Genomic DNA, 23390 nt, shown 5'->3' with positions numbered 1-23390 from the left:
GGGGGGGGGGGCGGGGGGGGGGGGGGGGGGGGGTTTGGGGGGGGGGGGGGGGGGGGGGGGCCCGGGGGGGGGGGGGCCCCCCGGGGGGGGGGGGGGGCGGGCCCGGCGCCCCCCCCCCCCCGCCTCCAGGCCGGCACCTCCACCGCGTGGCGCGTCCGCCGGACGCCCCACCTGCGTGTCCCCCGATCAGGGGTGACCCGCAACCGCGAGTGCGCGGAACGTCCATCGGGGGACGCCGATCCTGTACCCCGACCGCTCATCACGTGTTGTGTCGTAGGCATGGAACGACAGCCGGCCCACGAGACCGACCACCCCGCCCCGCCGACGCGCGCGGCGGGAGCCGACACCAGTCGTTCCGACGCTCCGCACCGAATGGGCGACATGAACGTCGACGTCATCCTCCCCTGTCTCGACGAGGCCGATGCCCTCCCCGAGGTCCTGGGCCGACTCCCGCGCGGCTACCGCGCGATCGTCGTCGACAACGGCTCGACCGACGGCTCCGCCGACGTCGCCCGGGCCCACGGCGCCCTGGTCGTGACCGAACCGGTGAAGGGCTTCGGCTCGGCCTGCGCCGCCGGGGTCGCCGCCGCCACGGCCGAGTACGTCGCCTTCTGCGACGCGGACGCCTCGATGGACCCGGCCGAGCTCGTCCCGCTCGTCGCCCGCGTGGCCACGGGACACACCGACCTCGCCCTCGGACGCCGCGTGCCGACCACGCCCGGCGCCTGGGCACCGCACGCCCGGTTCGCCAACCGCGTGCTCGCGGTCCTCATGCGTCGCGCAACCGGGTACCGGCTGCGCGACCTCGGCCCGATGCGCGTGATGCGTCGCGCGGACCTGGTCTCCCTCGACCTGCGCGACCGCCGCAGCGGCTACCCGCTCGAGATGGTCCTCGCGGCGCACGCCGCCGGGTGGCGCGTCGACGAGTCCGACATCGGGTACGCGCAGCGCATCGGCGACAGCAAGGTCACCGGCACGCTCCGCGGCACCGTCAACGCTGTCAAGGACATGTCGCGTCTGCTGCGCGAGTACCGCCGGGAGGCGCGACCCACCGTCGTCGTCCCCGCTCCGGTCCGCCACGTGGCCGGTCCCACCCACTCCGAGGAGGTCCACTCATGACGACCGACATCACCGTCGCGGTGGTCGCGAAGGAGTGCCTGCCCGGCCGGGTCAAGACCCGCCTGACGCCGGCGCTCACCCCCGAGGGTGCCGCACGGGTCGCCGCCGCGAGCCTCGCGGACACGCTGGCGACCGTCCGTGCGCTGCCCGCCGCCCGACGGGTGCTGTTCTACGACGGCACGGTGCTGCCGACCGGTGCCGAGGGCTTCGAGGTCATCCACCAGACCACGGGTGGCCTCGACGAGCGGCTCGGTGCACTGTTCGACGCCGTCGACGGCCCGACGCTGCTCGTCGGCATGGACACGCCGCAGTTCGGCCCGGCCGACGTCGCACCGGTGTTCGACGAGCCGCAGCGCGACGCGTGGTTCGGTCCGGCCGAGGACGGCGGCTTCTGGTCCCTCTACCTGCGCGACCCGGACGGCGACCTGCTCCGCGGCGTGCCGATGTCGCAGGACGACACCGGTGCGGTCCAGTTCGCGCGCCTGGCCGACGCCGGGCTCGACGCCGGCACCCTCGGGGTCCTGCTCGACGTCGACACCGTGCCGGACGCCGAGCGCGTCGCCGGCCTCGTACCCGACTCCGGGTTCGCCGCCGCACTGCAGGCCGAGACCACGGGGGCACTCCGATGACCATGGAAGCACCCGTCTCCTTCGGGGCCGGCGGTGGCGAACCGTACGCGCGTGCGCTCCGCACCGACGGTCGCATCCGGCTGACGGACACCTCCCGACCGGACCGGGCGGTCACGCTCGACGTCGGCCGCTGGAGCGCAGCGGCGGACCGCATCGACCGGTCGCTCCTCGACGGTGCGGACGGCCCGGTGATCGACATCGGCTGCGGGCCGGGGCGGATGCTCGTCGCCGCGCGCACCCTCGGCATCCCGTCGCTCGGCGTGGACGTCTCCGCCGACGCCGTGGCGATCGCCCGACGCTCCGGCGGGACGGCGATCCAGGGCTCGGTCTTCGACCCCGTCCCCGACGAGGGGCACTGGGACACGGCGCTCGTGATCGACGGGAACATCGGCATCGGCGGCGACCCGGCGGCCCTGCTCGCTCGGTGCCGCGAGATCGTGCGCGTCGGCGGCCGGGTGGTCGTCGAGACCCACGTCGACCGCACCGCCGACCGGGTGTACACCGCCCGCGTGGTGGACGCCGACGGCCACCAGAGCGCGGGCTTCCCGTGGGCCGAGGTGGGCGTCGACGCCCTGCTCGACCACGCCGAGACGGTCGGCCTCGTGGCGAAGCAGAGCTGGACCGCCGAGGGCCGGACCTTCTGCGAGCTGCTCGCCTGAGCAATCCTTCTTTTGTGTCATACAAAAGAAGGAGGTAGTGTGGTGGTCATCAAGCCGACGGCGTCGCGGTCGCCGGCCCGGTGACCGACGACCCTCGGCACGACGACGAGGAGCATCCATGCAGAACCGTCAGAACCCCCTGGGCGGCGCGTACGTGACCGGCCTCGAGAACCGTGACGAGCTCGGCGCCTACGCGGTGGACGCCGCCTGGCGACCGATCGGCACCTACACCGGAACCGGGATCGGTCGCGCGCTCGGCCGCTTCGTCGACACGCAGCCCCGTCGGCCCGGTACCGCGACGTCCTCGACGCGCACGGCCACCGGTTCGCTGCGGACCGCGACGGGCTCGTTCCGCACGGCCTGACGCCGTCCCCGTACCGCGAGCGGTCGTCCACCCGGGGTGTCCCCCTTTCTCCCCGGTGCGGACGGCCGCTCGCTCCTCGTCCACAGGCGCGCTCGTCGTCCACAGGCGCGACGTTCCTGGGCGTGCCGACCTGTGCGATGCCAGGATGGACGCATGAACGACCGCGCCGGCACCCCTGCCACTGCAGACGACCTCGTCGACCTCGACGCCCTCATCGCCGCGTACCACGAGCGCGTCCCGGACGTCTCCGTCCCCGAGCAGAAGGTCGTCTTCGGCACCTCGGGCCACCGCGGCTCCTCGCTGGACTCCGCGTTCAACGACACCCACATCGCCGCGATCACGCAGGCGATCGTCGAGTACCGCACGTCGCAGGGCACCGACGGCCCGCTCTTCATCGGCCGTGACACACACGCGCTGTCCGGCCCCGCCGAACGCACCGCGCTCGAGGTCCTCGCCGCCAACGGCGTGCACGTCCTCGCCGACAGCGAGAACGGCTACGTCCCCACTCCGGCGCTCAGCCACGCGATCATCGCGTACAACCGTGCCGGCAACGCGGACACGGCGGACGGCATCGTCATCACGCCCAGCCACAACCCGCCCCGCGACGGCGGCTTCAAGTACAACCCCCCGCACGGTGGCCCGGCGGACAGTGACGCGACGAGCTGGATCGCCGAGCGCGCGAACGCCATCATCGCCGGCGGCAACGCCGAGGTCCAGCGCACCGAGCACGCCTCGCCCGACCGCTACGACTTCCTCGGCGCCTACGTCGCCGACCTCGAGAACATCATCGACATCGACGCGATCAAGCGTGCCGGCGTGAAGATCGGTGCCGACCCGCTCGGTGGTGCGTCGCTCCCCTACTGGAACCGCATCCGCGACCACTACGGGCTCGACCTCACGGTGGTCAACCCCGACGTCGACCCCACCTGGTCGTTCATGACCCTCGACTGGGACGGCAAGATCCGGATGGACCCGTCGAGCCCGAGCGCGATGGCCTCGGTCGTCGCGCGCAAGGACGACTACGACGTCCTCACCGGCAACGACGCCGACTCCGACCGGCACGGCATCGTCACGCCCGACGGCGGCCTGATGAACCCGAACCACTACCTCGCCGTGGCGATCGAGTACCTCTACGCGCACCGTCCGGCCTGGCGCGACGACGCCGCGATCGGCAAGACCCTCGTGTCGTCGAGCATCATCGACCGCGTGGCCGAGTCCCTCGGTCGCCGCCTGTGGGAGGTCCCGGTCGGCTTCAAGTGGTTCGTCCCGGGCCTGATCGACGGTTCCGTGGCCTTCGGCGGCGAGGAGTCGGCGGGCGCGTCGTTCCTCCGCAAGGACGGCACCGCGTGGACCACCGACAAGGACGGCATCATCCTGGCGCTCCTGGCGTCGGAGATCATCGCGGTCACCGGCAAGACCCCGTCACAGCTCTACGACGAGCTGACCGAACGCTTCGGCGCCCCGGTCTACCAGCGTGTCGACGCCGCCGCGAGCAAGGAGCAGAAGGCCCGCCTGTCGAAGCTCGACGGTGACGCCATCACCGCCGAGACCCTCGCGGGCGACCCGATCACGGCGAAGCTGTCGAAGGCTCCGGGCAACGACGCGACCGTCGGCGGCGTCAAGGTCGTCACCGACAAGGCGTGGTTCGCGGCCCGCCCGTCCGGCACCGAAGACGTCTACAAGATCTACGCCGAGAGCTTCGTCGGGCAGGAGCACCTCGAACAGGTGCAGCGCGAAGCCAAGGAGATCGTCGACGCCGCACTCGGGGCCTGAGGTCCCGCGCGGATGGGATGGTTCGGCCGGAAGCAGGACGATCGGCACGACGAGCCAGCCCCGACGCTCGTGGTGCTCGCCCAGCGAGCCCTCGCCGAGCGCGGCATGGAGACCACGGTCGAGGTGCCGGCCGGCGAGCAGGCTCGTCTGGTCGGCACCGACGGCCGGGTCTTCCTGCTCGAGAACCTCGCGGCGCAGGTGCACGGCGAGACCCCGGACGTGCAGGCCGACATGGTCGCCGAGCACTTCGACCGGATGATCCAGGCGTACAGCGAGCCGGCACCCGAGGAGCTCGGCGCCGACGAGCTGCGTCAGCGCATCCGACTGCGCATCCTGCCGGACCCCAGCGCGGACGGCGGCACGGGCCTCGGCGCCGGGACGTCCGATCCGACCGACCTCGACTACGCCCGACCGTTCGCTCCCGGGCTGGTGCTCGGGCTGTGCGTCGACTACCCGACGATGGTGAGCACGCTGTCGGGTCCGACCCTGCCGCGGCTCGCCCTCGGCATCGACGAGCTCTTCGCCTTCGGGCAGCTGGGCACCGACGACGAACCGGTGGACGAGCACGCCGAGATCGCCCCCGGGGTGTTCATCGTCGAGGGCGAGTCCCTGTTCGTCGCGTCGAAGGCGGTCAACCTCCCGGCGCTCTTCGGCGCCGCCGGGTTCGGCACGGTGTTCGCGATCCCGCACCGGCACCTCCTGCTCGCCGTCCCGATCCGTGACGCGTCGAGCATCACCTCGGTGCAGATGCTCGCCGGCCTGGTCGTGCAGGTGCTCACGGACGGCGAGCACGGCCTGCCCGGCGGGGTGCTGAGCCCCCTGCTGTACTTCTCGCGCAACGGCCGGGTCAGCGCGGTGTCCGGCTTCGACGACGAGACGGGCGCGATGCGCATCGAGGTGGACGAGCGCTTCCAAGAAGCCCTCGAACAGGCCGCCGCAGCGTCCTGACGCACCGCACGTCACGCTCGGGCGTACTGTGACGGCGTCGGGAGCGCTCACGAGGACCTCCCGACAGACGCCACCGAAACCGGTGCCGGTGCTGCCGATCCACTCAGGAACCCACTCCGGCGCGACCCTTCACCTTGCGGCAGATGTAACTTTGCAGCCAGCGCAAAGTTTCCGGGAGACCCTGCACATGACCCAGACCGCGACCGCACCCGCGGCACCCACCACCTCGTCCAACGCCGTGATGAACCACCGGCAGATCCTGCTGGTCATCTACGGCCTGATGGCGGGGATGTTCCTCGGCGCCCTCGACCAGACGATCGTCGGCACCGCGATCCGCACGATCGGCGACGACCTGCACGGCCTCGACCAGCAGGCCTGGGTGACGACCGGTTACCTCATCGCGTCGACGATCACGACGCCGATCTACGGCAAGCTGTCCGACATCTTCGGCCGGCGTCCGCTGTTCCTCACGGCGATCGGCATCTTCATCGTCGGATCGTTCGCCGCGTCGTTCTCGACCTCGATGCTCATGCTCGCCGGCTTCCGCGCGCTGCAGGGCCTCGGTGCCGGCGGTCTGATGTCCCTGCCGCTCGCCATCATGGGCGACATGCTCGCCCCGCGCGAGCGCGCCAAGTACCAGGGCTACTTCCTGGCGGTCTTCGGCATCTCGAGCGTCATCGGCCCGCTCGTCGGCGGTGTCTTCGCCGGGGCGGACCAGCTGCTGTTCATCGCCGGGTGGCGCTGGGTGTTCCTGATCAACGTGCCGATCGGCATCATCGCGCTCTTCATGGTGCTGACCTTCCTGCACCTGCCGAAGTTCGGCGACCGCGGCAAGCCCCGGATCGACTGGTGGGGCGCGACGCTCGTCATCGTGACCCTCGTGCCGCTGCTCCTCATCGCCGAACAGGGCCGCGAGTGGGGCTGGGACTCCCCCGGCGCCTTCGCCTGCTACGCGATCGGTGCGCTCGGGCTCATCGCGTTCATCATCGTCGAACGCGCGATGGGCGACGACGCGATCCTGCCGCTGAAGCTGTTCGGCTCGCGGGTGTTCTCGATGTCCGCGATCCTGTCGGTCCTCGTCGGCTTCGGCATGTTCGGCGCGATGCTCACCATCCCGCTGTACCTGCAGATCGTGAAGGGCGTCACCCCGACCGAGTCCGGGTTCGCGATGCTCCCGATGGTGCTCGGTCTGATGATCTCGTCGATCGCCTCGGGCCAGATCATCTCGCGGACCGGCAACTACCAGGTCTTCCCGATCACCGGCACGGCGTTCACGGCCATCGGGTTCACCGTCCTGACCTTCCTCACCGCCGATCGCCCGCTCTGGTTCCTGATGCTCGGCATGTTCGGCATCGGCCTCGGGCTCGGGCAGCTCATGCAGACCCTGACCCTGGCGGCGCAGAACTCGGTCAGCCCGCGGGACATCGGCGTCGCGACGAGCGCCGCCACGTTCTTCCGCCAGATCGGCGGCACCATGGGCACCGCCGTGCTGCTGTCCGTCCTGTTCACGCTCATGCCGACGAACATCACGACGGCGATGCAGAACGAGGGCGACCTGAAGAGCGCCCTGAACGCCGCACTCACCCCGTCGGTCGCGAACGCCTCGGACAACAAGGGCGTGATGGACCAGATCTGGAACAAGATCGTCGATCCGGTGCAGCAGAACGTCCAGGACGGTCTCGACAAGGGCGCTGCCCAGGCCAAGGAGGCCGCGGACGCCGCCGTCACGAAGCAGGTCACCGCGGCCGTCCAGCAGCAGGTCGCGGCCGGGACGGTCCCCGAGGCCTCGGCGGACACGGTCATCGCCCAGCAGGTCGCCGCGGAGAAGCCCGCCGCCGAGCAGCAGGCACTCGAGACCGCCGCGTCGAAGGCCAACGCCGAGGTCGTGGACGGCACGCTGCAGGTGGACTACTCGAACGCCGACCAGCGCCGGAACGTCGTCGACGAGGTCGCCCCGACGCTCGTCAAGCAGCTCAAGAGCGGCGACTCGAGCGCGAGTTCCTCGACCAGCTCGTCGACGAGCGACACGTCGTTCCTCAACGGCGCGGACAAGCGCCTCACCCGGCCGTTCCTCGTCGGGTTCAGCGACTCCGCCGTGGTCGTCTACTACGTCGGCCTCGCCGTGATCCTGCTCGCCTTCGTGCTCACCTGGTTCTTCCGCGTGCCGCCGCTCCGCAAGGTCTCGGCACTGCAGGAGCAGGCGAACACCGAGCGGGCGGACAACGAGCGGGCGACCGCCGACGCGGACCGCCTGACCGTCGACGCCCAGCACGCAGCCGCCCGGACGGGATCGCTGGTCTCGCCGGACACCGGCTCGATGGCGGTCGTCCCCACCTCGCCGGACGTGGTCTCGCAGCCGCGCTCGGCCGGTTCCGCGGTCGGTGTCGGTGTCGGGCAGTCGACGACCCGGTCGGCCGGAGCAGCCGCCGGTGCCTCCACCGTCACCCTCGACGGCACCCGCGCACCACTGCCCGACGCGACCACGCACGGCGCACACTCCGCCGCCGCGCCGGTCGACGAGCCGCCCACCACCACGGGCGCGATCCGCACCCGAGCCGCGCACGCCGCAACGGACGCGGCCACGGACACCACCGGCGGCGACGCTGCGGAGGCGAGCCGCGCCTCCAGGCCCGACGAGCACGGGCACGGGCGTCACTCAGCCGAGTAGCGACGTGGTCAGCCCGCCGACGCGTCCGACGGGCTGACCATGTCGAACGAGGCCCCCGGCAGCCGTCGGCGCATCACGTCGACGGCGACCGGGTTGTCGTCCACGAGCACGAACCGCCGGCCGAGCGCGCGAGCCACCGCGCCCGTCGTCCCGCTGCCGGCGAAGAAGTCGAGGACCCAGTCGCCCTCGCGCGACGACGCCTGCACGATGCGGCGCAGCACACCCTCGGGCTTCTGCGTCGGGTAGCCGGTCTTCTCCTTGCCGGTCGGCGACACGATCGTGTGCCACCACACGTCCGTCGGGAGCTTGCCGCGCTCGCGCTTCTCGGGCGTGACGAGTCCCGGCGCCATGTAGGGCTCACGATCGACCGCCTCGGAGTCGAACCAGTACCGTGACGGGTCCTTCACGTAGACGAGGATCGTGTCGTGCTTCGTCGGCCACCGCGACCGGGACTTCGCACCGAAGTCGTACGCCCAGACGATCTCGTTGAGGAAGGACTCCCGGCCGAACAGTGCGTCGAGCAGGACCTTGGCGTAGTGCGACTCGCGGTAGTCGAGGTGGAGGTAGAGGGTGCCGTCCTCGGCGAGGAGCCGCCACGCCTCGAGCAGCCGCGGTTCGAGGAACGACCAGTAGTCCTCGAACCGGTCGTCGAAGCGCATGAGGTCGCCGCGGACGCGCTCGTAGGAGCTCCCCCGGAAGCCCGTCACCCGCTCACGTCGGCGATCGGCAGCTGTGGCCTCGTCGCCGACCGTCGGCTCGCGGACCGCGGCGCTCGCGTGCCGACGCTGGTAGCGGCCGGTGTTGAACGGCGGATCGAGGTACACGAGCGTGAACGAGCCGTCCGCCAGGGTCGGCAGGACGTCGAGGTTGTCGCCGAGGACCACCCGGTCCGGTCCTCGATCGTCGCCGCTGTGCACGTGCACCATTCTGGTCCACGCGGCGTCCGGTCCCCGCGGAGCCCGCAGCCCGGCTCAGCCGCAGGTCACCTGGGAGATCGTCGCATCGTCGTCCGGCAGCCACGCGCCGCCGGCCCAGACGTCCACCGGTTCGCCCGCGCGCAGTGCCGTCGCCACCACGAGGTCGTGCGGACCGGGAAGCGTCGCGACCTCCTCGTCGACGGAGAACTGCACGGTCGCCGAGTCGCAGGATGCCTCGGGTGTGACCTCCCACCCGGCGCAGCCGTAGTCGACGCAGCCGTCCGGCCAGGAGCCGTCGGCGTCCTCGGCGTCGGAGTCGAGCGGGCTCCGGGTCAGCGCCACGGCGTGCTCCGGTGCAGTGGAGCAGATGACGTCGCGGATGCCGCCCCACTCCTCCGGCCCCTGCTCGGTGAGGACGAGCGGTCGCCCCGAGGTCAGCACGACCGTGCGGGTGTCGGTGCGCACGTCGTCACCGCCCTCGGTGGTGGAGAACCCGACCGTGACCTGGGCCGGCCCGTCGCACTCGCTGTCGATCTGCCACGACCAGCAGCCGTCCGCGAAGTCGATCGCTCCGCAGGTCGCCTGCCACGTCTCGTCGTCGCCGATGAACGACGCGGTGACCGTGCCGTCGTCCGAGGTCCACGGCGCCTGGTCCTCCGGGTCCGGTGCGTCCTGGTCCGGTGCGTCGTCGTCCGGGCCGCTGTCGTCCGGGACGCTGCCGTCGGGTGCGGTGTCCTGGAGCCCGTACGCGAGCGTCTGCCCGTCGCTCTGCAGCGCACGGACGACCGGGTCGACGGCCGTCGTCGCGCCGACGACGAGCAGGAGCGCGGCGGCACCGGCCGTCACGGCGACGACCGTGCGGGTGCGGTGGCGCAGCGGCGAACGCTTCGGTGCTGTGTCCGCCACGGCGAACGCCCGCACGGCGGGCAGCCCCCACGCCGACGCCTCCCAGGCAGCCACGGCTGCGTCCTCGTCGAGGTCCGGGAACGCCGCCCGTGCCCGCGCCGGGACCTCCGTTCGCCGCCACACCGCCGCATCGTCCCGGATCGAGGCCGCGGTCCGGTCAGCGAGCTCGCCCGCCCGCGCGGAGCACACCACCAGCACCGCGATCCCGGCCACGAGCGGCAGGAGTCCGACCACGGCCAGACCACCGAGCGCCGCGACGACGATGACCGCGGCGAGCGCGAGGAGCGCCACCACGAGGCCGGTCCACTGCGCGACGCGGACGCGGCGGGCGGCGGCCGGCACGAAGCCCCGGAACGACCGCGGGACCGGGGCCCAGAAGCGCCAGCCCTCGGGTGCGGGCGGGATCCCCGGTGCGGGCGACCACCCCGGTGCGGGCTCGGCGGCCTGGTGCAGCTCAACCCACTCGGCGGAGGGTGTCGGCCACCCGGGAGGCGTCCGGAAGCGGAACGGCGGGGTCGTCTCGTGCTGCACGATCAGACCCTAGCCCGGCGTCCAGCGCGCACACAGGCCCTTCTTCGGGAGGGGCGTAGCGTCTGCTCCATGGCGACACCCGAGGTCCGGAACGACACCGACAAGCAGCAGTACTCCCTCGTCGAGGACGGCGAGGTGATCGGCTTCGCGGCGTACGAGGTCGACGGCGACGAGATCCGCTTCGTCCACACCGAGGTGGACCCCGCGCACCGCGGCGGTGGTCACGCCTCGATCCTCGTCGAGCACGCGCTGGACGACGTCCGCTCGGGGTCCTCGCGCCGGGTCGTCCCGCAGTGCAGCTACGTCGCGGCCTGGATCGAGCGGCACCCGGACTACCAGGAGCTCACGACCCGCTGACGCGGCTCGCGCGTTGTCGGCTCCCGCCAGGACGAGTCGTCAGTACGACCGGTCGTGCGTCCCGGCCCGCACCGCGTGCCGTCCGGCGCTGCGCACCGCCGGCACCTTGATGAGCACGCTCCCGCTGAGCAGGTCGTGGTCGTCGTCCGCCGGCGTCGGTGCCTCCCTCGGGAGGCGCGACTGCCGTTCGTACTCCACTTGCGTCTCGTGACGGGTCGGCGCGAACACCTCGTCCATCATCGAGACCACACCGCCGGATCCGCCGCTGCGCGTGGCCTTGTTCGACAGGTCGATCCACCCCACGCGATCGGCGATCCACATCACGACGGCCGCGGCGGCCACCGCCCCCAGGAGGATCAACCAGTTCACGCACACGACGCTACGTCGGCGATCGGACGGGGACATCCGCCGCGCGGAGGATTCTCACGATCCACATGGCTCGTTCTTCAGGACGACACCCACACTGGTCCTGCGGCCGCCCGGAACCCCCCTCTCCGGGCGGCCGACCACGCGCGGCCCGGAACCCCACAGTGCCCCCGACCGCCCGGGCGGCCGACCACGTGCGGCCGCACGCGTTCCAGCGCTGCGTGCCAGGATGGCGACGTGCTCGACGACGCAGACCGGGACCTCATGCGGGCGTTCGCCCGCTACATCGAGAAGGCGAACGAACTCGCCGCCGCCGAACAGCAGGCGGTGACCACACCGATCGGTGAACGGATCGGCGCCCACCTCGGCGTCGACCCGCAGTCGGTCCCCGTGGTCACCGAGGAGTTCCCCGACCACCGCCTCGTCGACGCCGACATCGCCCTCGAGGAGCTCGCCGGCACCGACCCCGACGCCCTCGTCGGCATCGCGGGCGACGACAGCCGGTTCCACAGCTCCGTCAGCGAGTTCATCGCGAACCCCCACATGCGGTGGGCGCCCGGCCCCGTGAGCTACGCCACCCGGGCCACCGGTGCCGACACCACCCGTCGGGTCGTGTCGTTCGGCCTCCGGTTCCTCACCTTCGACGGCGCTCCGGTCGCGGTCGTCCAGCGGTCCGCCAAGCCGGAGTACGGCCGTGGCCGCGCCAGCCTCGAGATCCTGTCACCCGACCAGGACGCCGCCACCGCGTTCCTGCTCCGCCTCCGTGCCCTGATGATCGAGCGGAGTGTCCTGCGCGGACAGGTCCTCTCGTTCGTGCAGTCCGAGTACGGGTCCGATGCCGGGGCGACGTTCCTCCGCCGGCCCGAGGTCGACGCCGACGACGTCGTCCTCGGCGCGGGCGTGCTCGACGAGGTGGTCGACCACGTCGTGGGGATCGGCGAGCAGCGTGCGGCGCTCCTCGCGGCCGGACAGCACCTCAAGCGCGGTGTGCTCCTCTACGGCCCTCCCGGGACGGGCAAGACGCTCACGATCCGGCACCTCCTCACCCGGACGACCGGAGTCACCGCGATCCTGCTCACCGGCTCGAGCATCGCGGCGATCGGAGCCGCGGCCGAGATCGCCCGGACGTTCCAGCCGTCACTCGTCGTGATGGAGGACATCGACCTCGTCGCGATGGAACGCCACAGCTCCCCGCAGCCGCTGCTGTTCGAGGTGCTCGACGCCCTCGACGGGCTCGACGGCGACGCGGACGTCGCCTTCGTGATGACCACGAACCGGGTGTCCGTGCTCGAACGCGCCCTCGCGGACCGTCCCGGCCGGGTCGACCTCGCCGTGGAGATCCCGCTCCCCGCCCTGCCCGAGCGCGTCCGGCTCTTCCGTCGGTACGCCGGCTCGCTGCCCTTCTCCGAGGCCGCCCTCGCCGAGGCGGCCGAGCGTGCCGAGGGCACGACGGGCTCCTTCGCCAAGGAGCTCATGCGGCGGAGCGTCCTCGGTGCGGCCCTGCGCGGTGCCGAGCCCGCCGACGTCGACCTGCGTGCAGCGCTCGACTCGCTGCTCACCGAGCGGAGCGCCCTGACCCGGAAGCTGCTCGGCACCCGCTCCGCCGACGACACCGGCGAGCTCGACGACGACGAGGAGGACGACGACGCAGCTGCAGGCGAGTGGGTGGCCTTCGCCCCGCTCGCGCGAACCACGTTCAGCCCGGACGGCGTGGGTCGGACGATCGCGACCGGCATCCAGTACGACGACGGAGCAGGAGACGACCACGACGACGACCTGTCCGCGGAGCGCTGATCAGGGGACGCGCTCGAGCCACTCCCGCGTCGCGAACTTCGACGCCACGAGCTCCTGCGCACGCCGCCGCTCGTCCGCGGTCACGTGCCCCTCGTGCGCCCCGTACAGCTTCGTGAAGGTCGCGATGAGCCGGTCGATGATCTCCGCCCGGGTGAGCCCGGTCTGCGAGCGCAGCGGATCGACGCGCTTCGCAGCCGAGGTCGTCCCCTTGTCGCTCATCTTCTCGCGACCGATGCGGAGCACCTGCACCATCTTCTCGCCGTCCATGTCGTAGCTCATGGTGGCGTGGTGCAGCAGCGATCCGGTGCCGAGCCGCTTCTGTGCCGCCCCGCCGATCTTGCCCTTGGTCGACGAGATGTCGTTGAGCGGCTGGTAGTAGGCCTCGATGCCGAGGGACTTCAGCGCCTCGATCACCCACTCGTCGAGGTACGCGTACGAGTCGGCGAAGGTCATGCCCTGCACGAGGTCGGTCGGCACGTACAGCGAGTACGAGATGATCGCGCCGGCGTCCATGAACATCGCGCCGCCGCCGGAGATCCGACGGACGACGTCGACGCCGTACTTCGCGGCGCCCTCGGGGTCGACCTCGTTCTTGAGGGACTGGAACGACCCGATGACGACGGCCGGCTGGTCCCACTCCCAGATGCGGAGGGTCGGGCCGCGGCGACCCGCCCCGACCTCTTCCGTGAGGACCTGGTCGAGCGCGAGGTGCTCGTTCGGGCTGATCGGACCCTCGTGGATGATCTCCCAGTCGTACTCACGCCAGGTCGACGCGCGCGAGAGGGCACGGCGGACGGCGACCCCGACGGACTCGGGCGTGAAGCCGAGCAGGACGGCGTCCTCCGGCAGGGCGGCACGGACGGCGGCGGCGATGCCCGCGGCGTCGGTCGTTGCCGGCAGCCCGTCCACGGCGGCGTCGATGAGCGGCAGCGCGTCGTCCGGTTCGAGGAAGAAGTCCCCGGCGAGCCGGAACTGGTCGATCACCCCGTCGACGACCTCGAGGTCGACGACGACCAGCTTGCCTCCCGGGACCTTGTACTCACCGTGCACACCACGAGCCTACGCCGCGTCGGACGGGAGGCGCGGGGCGGCGCCGCCCCGCGCCTCCTGGCCGTCAGCCGGTACCGTCTCAGGACGTGCGCGCGACCGCCCGGTCCAGCCACGCGACCAGGTCCGCGACGACCTCGTCGCGGTTGGTCTCGTTGTAGACCTCGTGCCGCGCCCCCTCGTACACCCGCACGGTGACGTCGGAGAGGCCCCCGCGCCGCCGGTACGCCTGCGCGAGGCGCTCGACCGACCGCGGGCCGCCGAGCGAGTCCTCGGAGCCGACCTGCAGCAGCATCGGCAGGTCGTGCGCGATGCCCCGACGCGGGACCCCGAGCAGCCGGAGGGCGTCCCGCAGCCCGAAGAGGCCGATGACGTCCGCCTCGACCGCGAGCGGGTCGGCCGCGACGGCCTCGATGACCGCCCGGTCCCGGGTGAGCCACTCGAACGCGGTCGGCCCCGAGCCCGCGTGCCGGGCGTTCAGGTCGCCGCTGTTCATCCAGCCCGGCAACCGGTACGCGCTCGCGGAGAGGACGACCCCGTCGTAGGACCCGGACGACGTGTTCACGATCCGCTGGGCCATGAGCGAGCCCCACGAGTGGCCGAGCAGCACGAGCGGGACGCCGGGGGTGTCCTCGCGCGCGACGGCGCTCATCTGCTCGACGGCCGCGATCGCGGCCCGCAGACCCCCGGGGCCGAGCCGTCCGAGCTTGGCGTGGTCGCCGTCCCACTGCGCGAGGCCGGTCCGACCGTGCCCGCGGTGGTCGTTCGCGTGCACGGTCCAGCCCGCGCGGACGAGGTCCTGCGCGAGCGGCTCGTACCGGAGTCCGTGCTCGCCGACCCCGTGCGCGATCTGCACGATGCCCTTCGGACGCGCCGCACGCCAGGTCGAGTAGACGATGTCGACGCCGTGCGCGTCGGTGAACGAGGCGTCGCCTCGCGCTGCGGAGAAGGTGGGCACGTGAGCATCCTCGCAGACGGGTCGGACGCAGCCAGGTGGCCGCCGGTGTTCACCCGGCGTTCACGCAGCGGGTTCGGAGCAGGCCTAGCGTCTCGCGCATGGACGTCCTCGTCACCGTCGTGCTGGTGATCGTGGTGGCCCTCGTGTTCGACTTCACGAACGGCTTCCACGACACCGCGAACGCCATGGCCACCTCGGTCGCCACGGGTGCCCTCAAGCCCCGCACCGCCGTGCTCATCTCCGCCGTCCTCAACGTGGTCGGCGCGTTCCTGTCCACCGAGGTCGCGAAGACCGTCTCGCAGGGCATCATCCGCGAGGGGCAGGACGGCATCCACATCTCTCCGACCATGATCTTCGCGGGACTCGTCGGCGCCGTCCTCTGGAACCTCGCCACGTGGTACTTCGGCCTCCCGTCGTCCTCGACGCACGCGCTGTTCGGCGGGCTCATCGGCGCGTCGATCATCGGCGCGGGCCTGAACTCGGTCGACTGGGCGACGGTCGTCTCGAAGGTCGTCCTGCCGGCCCTGCTCTCCCCCGTCATCGCGGGTGTCATCGCCCTCGTCGCGACGTACATCGCGTACACGCTGACGAAGAACGCGACCACCCACGGTGCGGCGACGGGCTTCCGGCACGGCCAGACGATCTCGGCGTCGCTCGTGTCGCTCGCCCACGGGACGAACGACGCGCAGAAGACGATGGGCGTCATCACGCTCACCCTCATCGCCGCGAACTACCAGTCCGCCGGCACCGGACCGGCGCTCTGGGTGATCCTGGCGTGCGGCCTCGCGATCGGCCTCGGCACCTACATGGGCGGCTGGCGGATCATGCAGACCGTCGGCAAGAAGATCTCCGACGTGCAGTCCCCGCAGGGCTTCGCGGCGGAGACCAGCTCGGCGGCGACGATCCTCGTGTCCTCGCACCTCGGCTTCGCGCTCTCGACCACCCACGTCACGAGCGGCTCGGTGATCGGCTCCGGCCTCGGCAAGAAGCTCGCCGACGTGCACTGGTCGGTCGTCGGTCGCATCGTCGTCGCGTGGGTGATCACGCTGCCCGCGGCCGCGGTCGTCGGCGCCCTCGCCACCTGGGTCGCCTCGACGTCCACCATCGGGCTCGTCCTGGTCGCGGTGCTCGCCCTGGCCGCCGGACTGGCCTTCTACGCGTTGGCCAAGCGGCGCCCGGTCTCGCACGAGGACATCACCGCGGACGAGGCCGAGCGCGAGCCCGTCGCGGCCCGGAACTGAAGGGGACGACGATGGACATCGACTTCACCAGCATCGGCACCGTCGCGGGGGTCGGCTTCGTGGCCGCCGTGGGCGTGGTGCTCCTCTACACGCTCGGGCTGCGGTTGCTCGGCACCGGCCAACCGGTCGACGCCGGGGGCGAGCACACCCAGTACGCGCAGGAGACCCCGCGGTCCGGCCACACGCCCCCGCTCGCGCTGGCGGGGGCCGGGCTGTGCTTCGCGGTCTGCATCGCTGCCGTGCTCTTCGGCATCTGGATGACGATCCCGCAGTTCCACTGAGCGCCGCGCGGGCGCGCGCGCGCGGGCGCGCGGGCGCGCGGGGGCACGGGCGCGCTTGGTGAGCAGAAACGGTCGGTTCCGCACGCCGGGCCCGACCATTTCTGCTCACCATGCGTGACGGGAGGCGCGGCTCGCGTGGGCAGACCCGCTCACGCCCGCCGCGCCTCCCGTCCGACGGCCCGGGGCGCGCGAACGCCCGCGCACCCCGCAGGCGCGCGCAGGCGCGCGCAGGCGCGCGCTCGGTGAGCAGAAATGGTCGGGTCCGCACGCCGGACCCGACCATTTCTGCTCACCATGCGGCGCCGGCGCCCGCGCCCGCGCACGGACGCAGCGCGTCAGTGGGCGCTGTAGCCGCCGTCGACCAGGTGGTAGCTGCCGCTGATGAAGGACGCCTTGTCGCTGAGCAGGAACAGCACCAGGGCCGCGACCTCGGCATCGGTGCCGAGGCGCTTCGCCGCGTGCTCGGCCTCGAGCGCGGTGAGCGCCTCGGGCGAGAGCGACGCGCGCACGAGCGGCGTGTCGATGAAGCCCGGGCCGACCGCGTTCGTCCGGACGCCCTGCGCCGTGTACTCGAGGGCGGCGACCTTCGTCAGGCCGACCAGCGCGTGCTTCGACGCCACGTAGGCGGCGTTCTGCGCGATGCCGACCGAGCCGAGCACCGACGACATGTTCACGATCGCGCCACCGCCGGCGGCGACCATCGCGGGGATCTCGTAGCGGAGGCCGTAGAACACCCCGTCGAGGTCCACCGCACGCACGCGGTCCCACGCGGCGACGTCGTACTCGCCGATGGGCTGCGGTGCGGCGCCGATGCCGGCGTTGTTCACCGCGAGGTGCAGGGCTCCGTAGGTGTCCACGGCGAACTGCACCATGCGCTCGTTGTCGGCGGCGACGGCCGAGTTGGCCTCGAACGCACTCGCCGTCCCGCCGGCTTCCTCGATCGACGTCACGACCCGCTGTGCGGCGTCGCGCTTGATGTCGGTGACGACGACCGTCGCGCCCGCAGCGGCGAGCTCCTTCGCGACGGCCTCGCCGATACCGCTGCCGCCACCGGTGACGATGGCGACCTTGCCCTCGAACTCGGACATGATTCCTTCTCTCTGGACAACACCTGTTGTTCAACAGCACGATACACCCGAAAACCAGTTCGTTCGCTGAACTAATTTGCTAGGCTAACGACCTGTGACCGACGCCACCGACCTCCGCATCGCGGTGAACCGCCTCTCCCGCACGCTCCGTGCGCAGAAGGCCGACACCACCGTCAGCGATGCCCAGTTCGCCGCGCTCGCCCGACTGCACCGCGACGGCCCGATGACCCTCGCCGAACTCAGCCGGCAGGACGGCGTCACCCCACCGTCGATGACGAAGACGATCGCCGTCCTCGTCGAGCGCGGCCTCGTCTCGAAGGGCGACCACGGCGACGACCGCCGCAAGGTCCTGCTCGGGGCGACCGGTGCCGGTGCCGCGTTCGTCGAGGAGACCCGTCGTCGTCGGGACGGCTGGCTCACCCCGCGGCTCGCCGAGCTCACCGACGCAGAACGGCGGACCCTCGCGGACGCCACCGAGATCATGAGGAGGCTGGCCCAGCAGTGACCGCCATGTTCCGCTCCCTGTCCGGCCGCAACTACCGCATCTGGTTCGCCGGCGCCCTGGTGTCCAACGTCGGCACCTGGATGCAGCGAACCGCCCAGGACTGGATCGTCCTGACGAAGCTGTCCGACAACGACGCCATCGCGGTCGGCATCACGATGGCCCTGCAGTTCGGTCCGCAGCTGCTCCTCCTGCCCCTGACCGGGCTCGCCGCCGACCGGTTCGACCGGCGCAAGATGCTCATGCTGACGCAGGGGCTGATGGGTGCCCTCGGCCTGGGGCTCGGCATCATGGTGCTGACCGACACCGCCACGATCTGGTCGCTCTACGGGTTCGCACTCGCGCTCGGCATCGTCGCCGCGTTCGACACCCCGATCCGCCAGGCCTTCGTGTCCGACGTCGTGCAGGGCGAGAACGTCGCCAACGCCGTGGCGCTCAACTCGGCCTCCTTCAACGCCGCCCGGCTGATCGGCCCCGCGGTCGCCGGCGTGCTCATCGCGGCGATCGGCTCCGGGTGGGTGTTCGTCATCAACGCCGCATCGTTCCTGGCCGTGCTCGTCGCGCTCCGCTTCGTCGATCCGGCGCAGCTCGCCGAACGGATCCGGCCGAAGCGCGGCAAGGGGCAGATCCTCGCGGGCTTCCAGTACGTGCGGACCCGACCGGACATCATCGTCGTGCTCTGCATGATCTTCGTCGTCGGGACGTTCGGCGTGAACTTCCCGATCTTCACCTCGACCATGGCCCGCGTCGAGTTCCACAAGGGGGCGGGCGAGTTCGGCCTGCTCAACTCGGTCATGGCGATCGGCTCGGTCGCCGGCGCCCTGCTCTCCGCACGCCGCGACCGCCCGCGGATGCGCACGCTCGTGATCGCCTCCGCCGGGTTCGGCCTGGCCTGCGTCGCGGCCGCCGTCGCCCCGACGTACTGGTCGTTCGCGATCGTCCTGGTGTTCGTCGGGCTCGCGTCGCTGACGTTCATGACGACCGCGAACGCCCTCGTCCAGACCACCACGAAGCCCGCGATGCGCGGACGGGTGATGGCCCTCTACATGGCGATCTTCGCGGGCGGCACCCCCATCGGCGCCCCGATCGTCGGCGCCGTCGCCGACGCGTGGGGTCCGCGTTGGGCCATCGCGGTCGGCGCGGCATCGGGGTTCGTGGCCCTGGCGATCGCGCTCGTGTGGCTCATCCGGTACGAGCGCTTCCGGGTGCGGTACGACGCGGACACCCGGCTGCACCTGGCGATCACGCACGCGGTGCCGGTCGTGGGGACCCGCGCGTCGCGCGCGGCGCTGCGGCAGGACCTGGAGCGGGACGAGGCGGTCGCGGACCGGTCCAGCGCGGTCTGACGTGACCGCCTGACGGACGGGAGGCTCGGGTCGGCCCCGCACCGCGCCTCCCGTCCGTCGTCACGTCGGTCCAGGGCGCAGTCGGGCACGCGGGTTCGGGCGCGGCTCAGCGCGCGGGTTCGGGCGCGGCGAAGACGCGTTCGTCAAGGGCCTGCACCACCAGGTCCGCCGCCGCCGCGAGCCGCTCCCCCGCAGCGCGGGCTGCCAGCACCGCGCCGTCGTCGGACACCGACTCGAGGCCTGCCCGGGTGTCCGCGAACGCACGCACCTCGTCGGCGATGCACGACGGCGCCACGTCGGCGAGGCACTCGTCCGCCCGCCGCGCGAGGAACCGCAGCGACCGCGGACTGTGCTCGTCCAGGAGCAGGAACGCCGCGGCGTCCTCCGGCCCGGGCGTGTGGTGGTCGCGGCCGCGCTGGAACGCCTCGCCGGCGCCGCACGCCCGGAGCGCCGTCGTCCACGATGCACCCGACTCCGGGTCGAGCAGCCCCGACGCGAGCAGTCGCGCCGTGACGGAACACCGCTGCAGCGCACGCCCGAGCGTGAAGAACTCCCAGACCTCGTCGTGGCTCGCATCGGCCTCGACGACCCCGATCGCCAGGGCGCTGCGCTCCCGCACCCACGCCAGGAACTCGTGAGCACGATCGGGTGCGACCTTGCGGGGCATCCGCGACCGGGTGACGTTGAGGCAGTCCCACAGTTCGGTGGAGACGACCTCGCGGGCACGCCGGGCGTTGTCCCGCGCGACCGCGACGGCCGATGCGATGGACGCCGGTTCGTGCCGGTCGAGGGCGAGGGAGTCGATCGTCGAGGCCCGGTCCGGGTCGTTCGCCGGTCCCGCGGCCCCCACGACCGCCCGGAGCTCGGCGGCGACCGCCCGGTCGTGCTCGACCCCTGCGGGCTCACCGCGGGCGACGTACACGTCGAGCATGCGCGCGACGACCTCGGCCCGTTCCACGGCGCTCCCGACGTGGAACACGCTCCCCGCGAGTCGGCTCAGCACGTCGGCTCCTGCATGCCGTGAACCTACTGACCGGGGATTGCGAGGGTGTTTCGTCGCCGCGTCACGGGTGTTGCGGCTCGGCGCGGACCCCGCTGGTGCGCCCGTGTGCCGGGTCCGATCCTGGACGTCCGGCGTGCGTCCCCGGTCCACTCTCCGCGCTCGCTAGACAATCTAACTAGAGCGTCTAGCATTGTGACCATGAGTACCGAGGTGACGACGAGCGCCGCGGGGTTCTGGTACGGCGAGGATTCCCGGGTCGACGCGGTGGACGTGCTGAACGCACTCCGCAGGTACCGGAGCGCCGAGAGCGCAGCACAGCGACGCGCGCGTGAGGCACTGGGCATCGGCGAGAACGCCCTGCTCGCGCTCCGCGCACTCCTCGACGCGGAAGAGGCCGGCCGCACGGTCAACGCGAAGGACCTCGCCGAGCACCTCGACATCACCCCGGCGTCGACGTCGGCACTCGTCGACCGGCTCGTCCGGAGCGGGCACGTCGAACGCCACCCGGACCCGAACGACCGTCGCGGCGTCATCCTCACCGCGTCCGGTGGCTCGATGCGCCAGGTGCTCCAGGTGATCGACCAGCTCGACTCGCGCGCGGTCGAGGCGACCGAGCACCTGTCGACCGACGACATGGCCGTCATCGTGTCGTTCCTCGACGAGATGGTCCGCGTCGTGGACGGCGTCGATGTCGCCGGTCGTGGGCACCGCGTCAGCCGGTCCGCGTAGCCTGCTGGCATGGCAGACACGGGCACCGACGGCACCGCGACGCCCGCGCCGCACGACCCCGAGGACGACATGCCCCTGGCGGAGCTCGACGCCCGGGCCCGTGCGGACGCCGCACTCCGTCGGATCCAGGCCGGTGCCGATCCCGCGCGCGAGGCGTTCGACCTCGCCAACACGATGAACGACGAGACCGTGGGGCGCCTGACGAACGCGCTCCGACGGTTCCTCGGACGGGACGGGCGCCGCACGGTCCGGCGTGACGACCTGCGCTAGAACGCCGTGCCGACGGCAGCGATGTCGTCGCCGCCGTGTCCAGCAGCGCTGGCGTCGGCGTAGACCCGGCCCAGTGCGTCGAGCAGGACCGTCGACACCCCCGTGCTGCGCGCGGCGTCGGTGATGAGGCCGATGTCCTTCCGGAGACCGTCGAGCGCGAACTGCGCCGGGAACGACCCCTCGATGATCGACCCGCCCTTGGTGTGCGCGTAGGCCGAGTCGCTGGCGCTGCCGTCGATCGCCTCGAGGAAGAGCGCCGGGTCCAGCCCGAGCGACTTCGCGACCGCGAGCGACTGCCCGGTCGCGGCCGTGATCGACGCGATCCAGGCGTTCGCCGCCAGCTTGAGCGCGGTCCCGGCACCGACCTGGTCCCCCGCACGCACGGTCTTCGCGCCGATCGCGTCGAGCACCGGGTCGATGCGGTCGAGCACGTCCGCGGGGCCGGCTGCGAGCATCGTCAAGGTGCCCTGCTCAGCGGGTGCCTTCGTGCCGAGCATCATCGCCTCGACGAGGGTGATCCCGTACTTCGCGGCGAGCTGTACGACGGTCTCGGTGCCGGCGACGCCGATCGTCGAGCACTGCACCCACACGGCGTCGGTCGGGGCGTCGCCCGCGGAGGCCTCGAGGACGTCCACCACGGCGTCCGTGTCGAAGAGCGTCAGCAGCACAACCTCGGCATCGGCCACCGCTGCACCGGGGTCGTCCGCCACGGTCGCACCCTGCTCACCCAGCGGAGCGACCTTGTCGGCGCTCCGGTTCCACACGGTCACCGTGTGGCCCTCGCGGAGCAGCGACCCAGCCACCCCGGCACCCATCGCCCCGGTCCCCAGTACCGTCACCCGCACGCGCGTCTCCGTCCCTGCGCCGCACCGTGCGGTCGCCCGTTCGACGGTACGCGCCGTCGATCAGAGCAGTCCGCGGTCCCGGAGCCACACCGCCGGGTCGACGGCCGCCCCACCGTGGAGGACCTCGAAGTGCAGGTGCGACCCGGTCGAGACGCCGGTGTTCCCCACGGCACCGATGCGCTGCCCCGCCGTCACGGTCTGCCCCACCCGGACACCGATCTGGGAGAGGTGCCCGTACCGGGTCTGGGAGTCGTCGGCGTGCTGCAGCAGGACCTGGTTGCCGTACCCGCCGACGACCCCGGCGGACACCACGCGTCCGGACATCGCCGTGACGACGGCCGTCCCCTCGCGCGCGGCGAAGTCGAGCCCCTGGTGGTTCGTCGAACAGGCACCGCAGCCGCTGACCCGCCGCGAGCCGAAGCCGCCCGCTGCCGGGATCGTCCCCGCGACGGGCCTGGCCACCGAGGCGCCGGGAGCCGGCTCGGACGTCGGAGCCGCTGCCGCACGACGCTCGGGTGCCCGGCCGATCGCGAAGCCGTCCCGCTCGGCGCGGGCGGTCGACGTCGCCGAGGTCGTGTACTCCTGCACGTCGAGCGCGGGGAGCACCGACGTCACGCTCGCTGCCGTCGCCGTCTGCGGCGTGGCGACGGTGACGAACAGGCACGCGGCGACGGCGGTCGCGGTGAGCGGGACGGCCCGTGCGGACGCGAAGGCCGAGCCGATCGAGCGGAGCGGCAGCGTGACCGCCTGGGTGACGGCATGCCCGAGGGCAGTGAGGCGGATCGCGGGCGTCTCGGTGCGCAGCGTCCGTCGCGACGGCAGGGGCTGGGGGTTCTCTGCGCTGGTGGAGACCGGGGCGGCGGGAGGGGACACCGCCGCCCCGGTGGTCGAGTGGGTGACGGCTCCGGTGCCGGGCGCGGTGGTCGGGTCCGCCGCCGCACGTTCTGCGGCACGCCGAGCACGAACGGTGGCCGGGGCGTTGGCCGCGTGGCGAGCGGCGCCCCGCGGGCGCATCGGCAGGCGGTCCGTCGTCGTGGACATCGGCTTCG

The 23390-nt window shown here is 72.2% G+C and carries 24 protein-coding genes; 15 read left to right on the top strand and 9 right to left on the bottom strand.

Annotation, left to right across the window (positions count from 1 at the left end):
• Window positions 1–372 precede the first annotated feature (372 nt).
• The 7 genes from J2X60_RS18105 (at window position 373) to J2X60_RS18075 (ending at window position 8160) form a co-directional block, all read left to right on the top strand.
• Window positions 373–1119 carry a glycosyltransferase family 2 protein gene (locus J2X60_RS18105; RefSeq protein ID WP_309889506.1) on the top strand — a complete coding sequence of 249 codons (747 nt, stop codon included), beginning with the start codon at window positions 373–375 and terminating at the stop codon, window positions 1117–1119.
• Complete coding sequence (locus J2X60_RS18100) at window positions 1116–1748, top strand: DUF2064 domain-containing protein (protein ID WP_309889504.1); 633 nt, start codon at window positions 1116–1118, stop codon at window positions 1746–1748. Before J2X60_RS18105 ends, J2X60_RS18100 begins: the two co-directional genes overlap by 4 nt.
• Entirely contained in the window at window positions 1745–2407 is a 663-nt protein-coding gene (locus tag J2X60_RS18095; RefSeq protein ID WP_070416955.1) for a class I SAM-dependent methyltransferase, read from the top strand. Before J2X60_RS18100 ends, J2X60_RS18095 begins: the two co-directional genes overlap by 4 nt.
• A gap of 118 nt (window positions 2408–2525) precedes the next feature.
• Window positions 2526–2771, top strand: a complete 246-nt coding sequence (locus J2X60_RS18090) for a hypothetical protein (protein ID WP_309889501.1) — start codon at window positions 2526–2528, stop codon at window positions 2769–2771.
• Between the two features lie 153 nt (window positions 2772–2924).
• On the top strand, window positions 2925–4544 hold the full coding sequence (pgm, locus tag J2X60_RS18085; RefSeq protein ID WP_309889499.1) for a phosphoglucomutase (alpha-D-glucose-1,6-bisphosphate-dependent): 1620 nt from the start codon (window positions 2925–2927) through the stop codon (window positions 4542–4544).
• A gap of 12 nt (window positions 4545–4556) precedes the next feature.
• Window positions 4557–5492 carry a hypothetical protein gene (locus J2X60_RS18080; RefSeq protein ID WP_309889497.1) on the top strand — a complete coding sequence of 312 codons (936 nt, stop codon included), beginning with the start codon at window positions 4557–4559 and terminating at the stop codon, window positions 5490–5492.
• A 187-nt stretch (window positions 5493–5679) separates the two neighbouring features.
• Window positions 5680–8160 (top strand): MDR family MFS transporter, encoded by a 2481-nt coding sequence (locus J2X60_RS18075; protein WP_309889495.1) that lies wholly within the window; start codon window positions 5680–5682, stop codon window positions 8158–8160.
• Window positions 8161–8168: 8 nt separating this feature from the next.
• Here the strand turns inward: J2X60_RS18075 and J2X60_RS18070 are convergent, their stop codons facing one another.
• Complete coding sequence (locus J2X60_RS18070) at window positions 8169–9086, bottom strand: DNA-methyltransferase (protein WP_396127814.1); 918 nt, start codon at window positions 9084–9086, stop codon at window positions 8169–8171.
• Between the two features lie 45 nt (window positions 9087–9131).
• The gene (locus J2X60_RS18065; RefSeq protein WP_309889491.1) at window positions 9132–10514 is read right to left on the bottom strand and encodes a hypothetical protein; all 1383 of its coding nucleotides are present in this window, start codon (window positions 10512–10514) and stop codon (window positions 9132–9134) included.
• 69 nt (window positions 10515–10583) lie between these two features.
• On the opposite strand from J2X60_RS18065, the gene J2X60_RS18060 reads away from it, so the two are divergent.
• On the top strand, window positions 10584–10871 hold the full coding sequence (locus tag J2X60_RS18060; protein ID WP_070416961.1) for a GNAT family N-acetyltransferase: 288 nt from the start codon (window positions 10584–10586) through the stop codon (window positions 10869–10871).
• Window positions 10872–10910: 39 nt separating this feature from the next.
• Here the strand turns inward: J2X60_RS18060 and J2X60_RS18055 are convergent, their stop codons facing one another.
• Window positions 10911–11240: a hypothetical protein gene (locus tag J2X60_RS18055; protein WP_309889489.1), complete on the bottom strand. Its 330-nt coding sequence runs from the start codon at window positions 11238–11240 to the stop codon at window positions 10911–10913.
• A gap of 234 nt (window positions 11241–11474) precedes the next feature.
• Here J2X60_RS18055 and J2X60_RS18050 point away from each other — a divergent pair, with 234 nt between their 5' ends.
• A complete protein-coding gene (locus tag J2X60_RS18050; RefSeq protein ID WP_309889487.1) occupies window positions 11475–13031 on the top strand; it encodes an ATP-binding protein in 1557 nt (518 codons plus the stop codon).
• Here J2X60_RS18050 and J2X60_RS18045 read toward each other — a convergent pair whose 3' ends face one another.
• A complete protein-coding gene (locus J2X60_RS18045; RefSeq protein WP_309889486.1) occupies window positions 13032–14081 on the bottom strand; it encodes a biotin/lipoate A/B protein ligase family protein in 1050 nt (349 codons plus the stop codon). It lies immediately after the preceding gene.
• A gap of 79 nt (window positions 14082–14160) precedes the next feature.
• Complete coding sequence (locus tag J2X60_RS18040) at window positions 14161–15036, bottom strand: alpha/beta hydrolase (RefSeq protein ID WP_309889484.1); 876 nt, start codon at window positions 15034–15036, stop codon at window positions 14161–14163.
• Window positions 15037–15134: 98 nt separating this feature from the next.
• Between J2X60_RS18040 and J2X60_RS18035 the strand changes: the two genes are divergently transcribed.
• Together J2X60_RS18035 and J2X60_RS18030 are read left to right on the top strand one after the other, a co-directional pair.
• A complete protein-coding gene (locus J2X60_RS18035) occupies window positions 15135–16277 on the top strand; it encodes an inorganic phosphate transporter (protein WP_071303527.1) in 1143 nt (380 codons plus the stop codon).
• Window positions 16278–16288: 11 nt separating this feature from the next.
• A complete protein-coding gene (locus tag J2X60_RS18030; RefSeq protein ID WP_071303526.1) occupies window positions 16289–16558 on the top strand; it encodes a hypothetical protein in 270 nt (89 codons plus the stop codon).
• Between the two features lie 335 nt (window positions 16559–16893).
• On the opposite strand, the gene J2X60_RS18025 is transcribed toward J2X60_RS18030, so the two are convergent.
• Window positions 16894–17646 (bottom strand): SDR family NAD(P)-dependent oxidoreductase, encoded by a 753-nt coding sequence (locus J2X60_RS18025; RefSeq protein WP_309889482.1) that lies wholly within the window; start codon window positions 17644–17646, stop codon window positions 16894–16896.
• 94 nt (window positions 17647–17740) lie between these two features.
• On the opposite strand from J2X60_RS18025, the gene J2X60_RS18020 reads away from it, so the two are divergent.
• The gene (locus J2X60_RS18020) at window positions 17741–18151 is read left to right on the top strand and encodes a MarR family transcriptional regulator (RefSeq protein ID WP_309889480.1); all 411 of its coding nucleotides are present in this window, start codon (window positions 17741–17743) and stop codon (window positions 18149–18151) included.
• Window positions 18152–18156: 5 nt separating this feature from the next.
• Complete coding sequence (locus J2X60_RS18015; protein WP_396127752.1) at window positions 18157–19494, top strand: MFS transporter; 1338 nt, start codon at window positions 18157–18159, stop codon at window positions 19492–19494.
• Window positions 19495–19600: 106 nt separating this feature from the next.
• On the opposite strand, the gene J2X60_RS18010 is transcribed toward J2X60_RS18015, so the two are convergent.
• Window positions 19601–20497: an alpha-E domain-containing protein gene (locus tag J2X60_RS18010; RefSeq protein ID WP_309778473.1), complete on the bottom strand. Its 897-nt coding sequence runs from the start codon at window positions 20495–20497 to the stop codon at window positions 19601–19603.
• A 198-nt stretch (window positions 20498–20695) separates the two neighbouring features.
• Here J2X60_RS18010 and J2X60_RS18005 point away from each other — a divergent pair, with 198 nt between their 5' ends.
• Both J2X60_RS18005 and J2X60_RS18000 read left to right on the top strand, forming a co-directional pair.
• Complete coding sequence (locus J2X60_RS18005) at window positions 20696–21226, top strand: MarR family transcriptional regulator (RefSeq protein WP_309889477.1); 531 nt, start codon at window positions 20696–20698, stop codon at window positions 21224–21226.
• 9 nt (window positions 21227–21235) lie between these two features.
• On the top strand, window positions 21236–21496 hold the full coding sequence (locus tag J2X60_RS18000) for a hypothetical protein (protein WP_309889475.1): 261 nt from the start codon (window positions 21236–21238) through the stop codon (window positions 21494–21496).
• Here J2X60_RS18000 and J2X60_RS17995 read toward each other — a convergent pair.
• Both J2X60_RS17995 and J2X60_RS17990 read right to left on the bottom strand, forming a co-directional pair.
• Window positions 21493–22341 (bottom strand): NAD(P)-dependent oxidoreductase, encoded by an 849-nt coding sequence (locus J2X60_RS17995; protein ID WP_309889473.1) that lies wholly within the window; start codon window positions 22339–22341, stop codon window positions 21493–21495. The two genes, J2X60_RS18000 and J2X60_RS17995, sit on opposite strands and share 4 nt — an antisense overlap.
• A gap of 60 nt (window positions 22342–22401) precedes the next feature.
• Window positions 22402–23382 carry a peptidoglycan DD-metalloendopeptidase family protein gene (locus J2X60_RS17990; protein ID WP_309889471.1) on the bottom strand — a complete coding sequence of 327 codons (981 nt, stop codon included), beginning with the start codon at window positions 23380–23382 and terminating at the stop codon, window positions 22402–22404.
• Window positions 23383–23390 lie beyond the last annotated feature (8 nt).

The sequence above is a fragment of the Curtobacterium sp. 320 genome (genome assembly GCF_031455235.1).
GTDB lineage: Bacteria > Actinomycetota > Actinomycetes > Actinomycetales > Microbacteriaceae > Curtobacterium.
The sequence above is the reverse complement of the archived record's forward strand: the minus strand, read 5'-3'. Positions and strand labels throughout refer to the sequence as shown.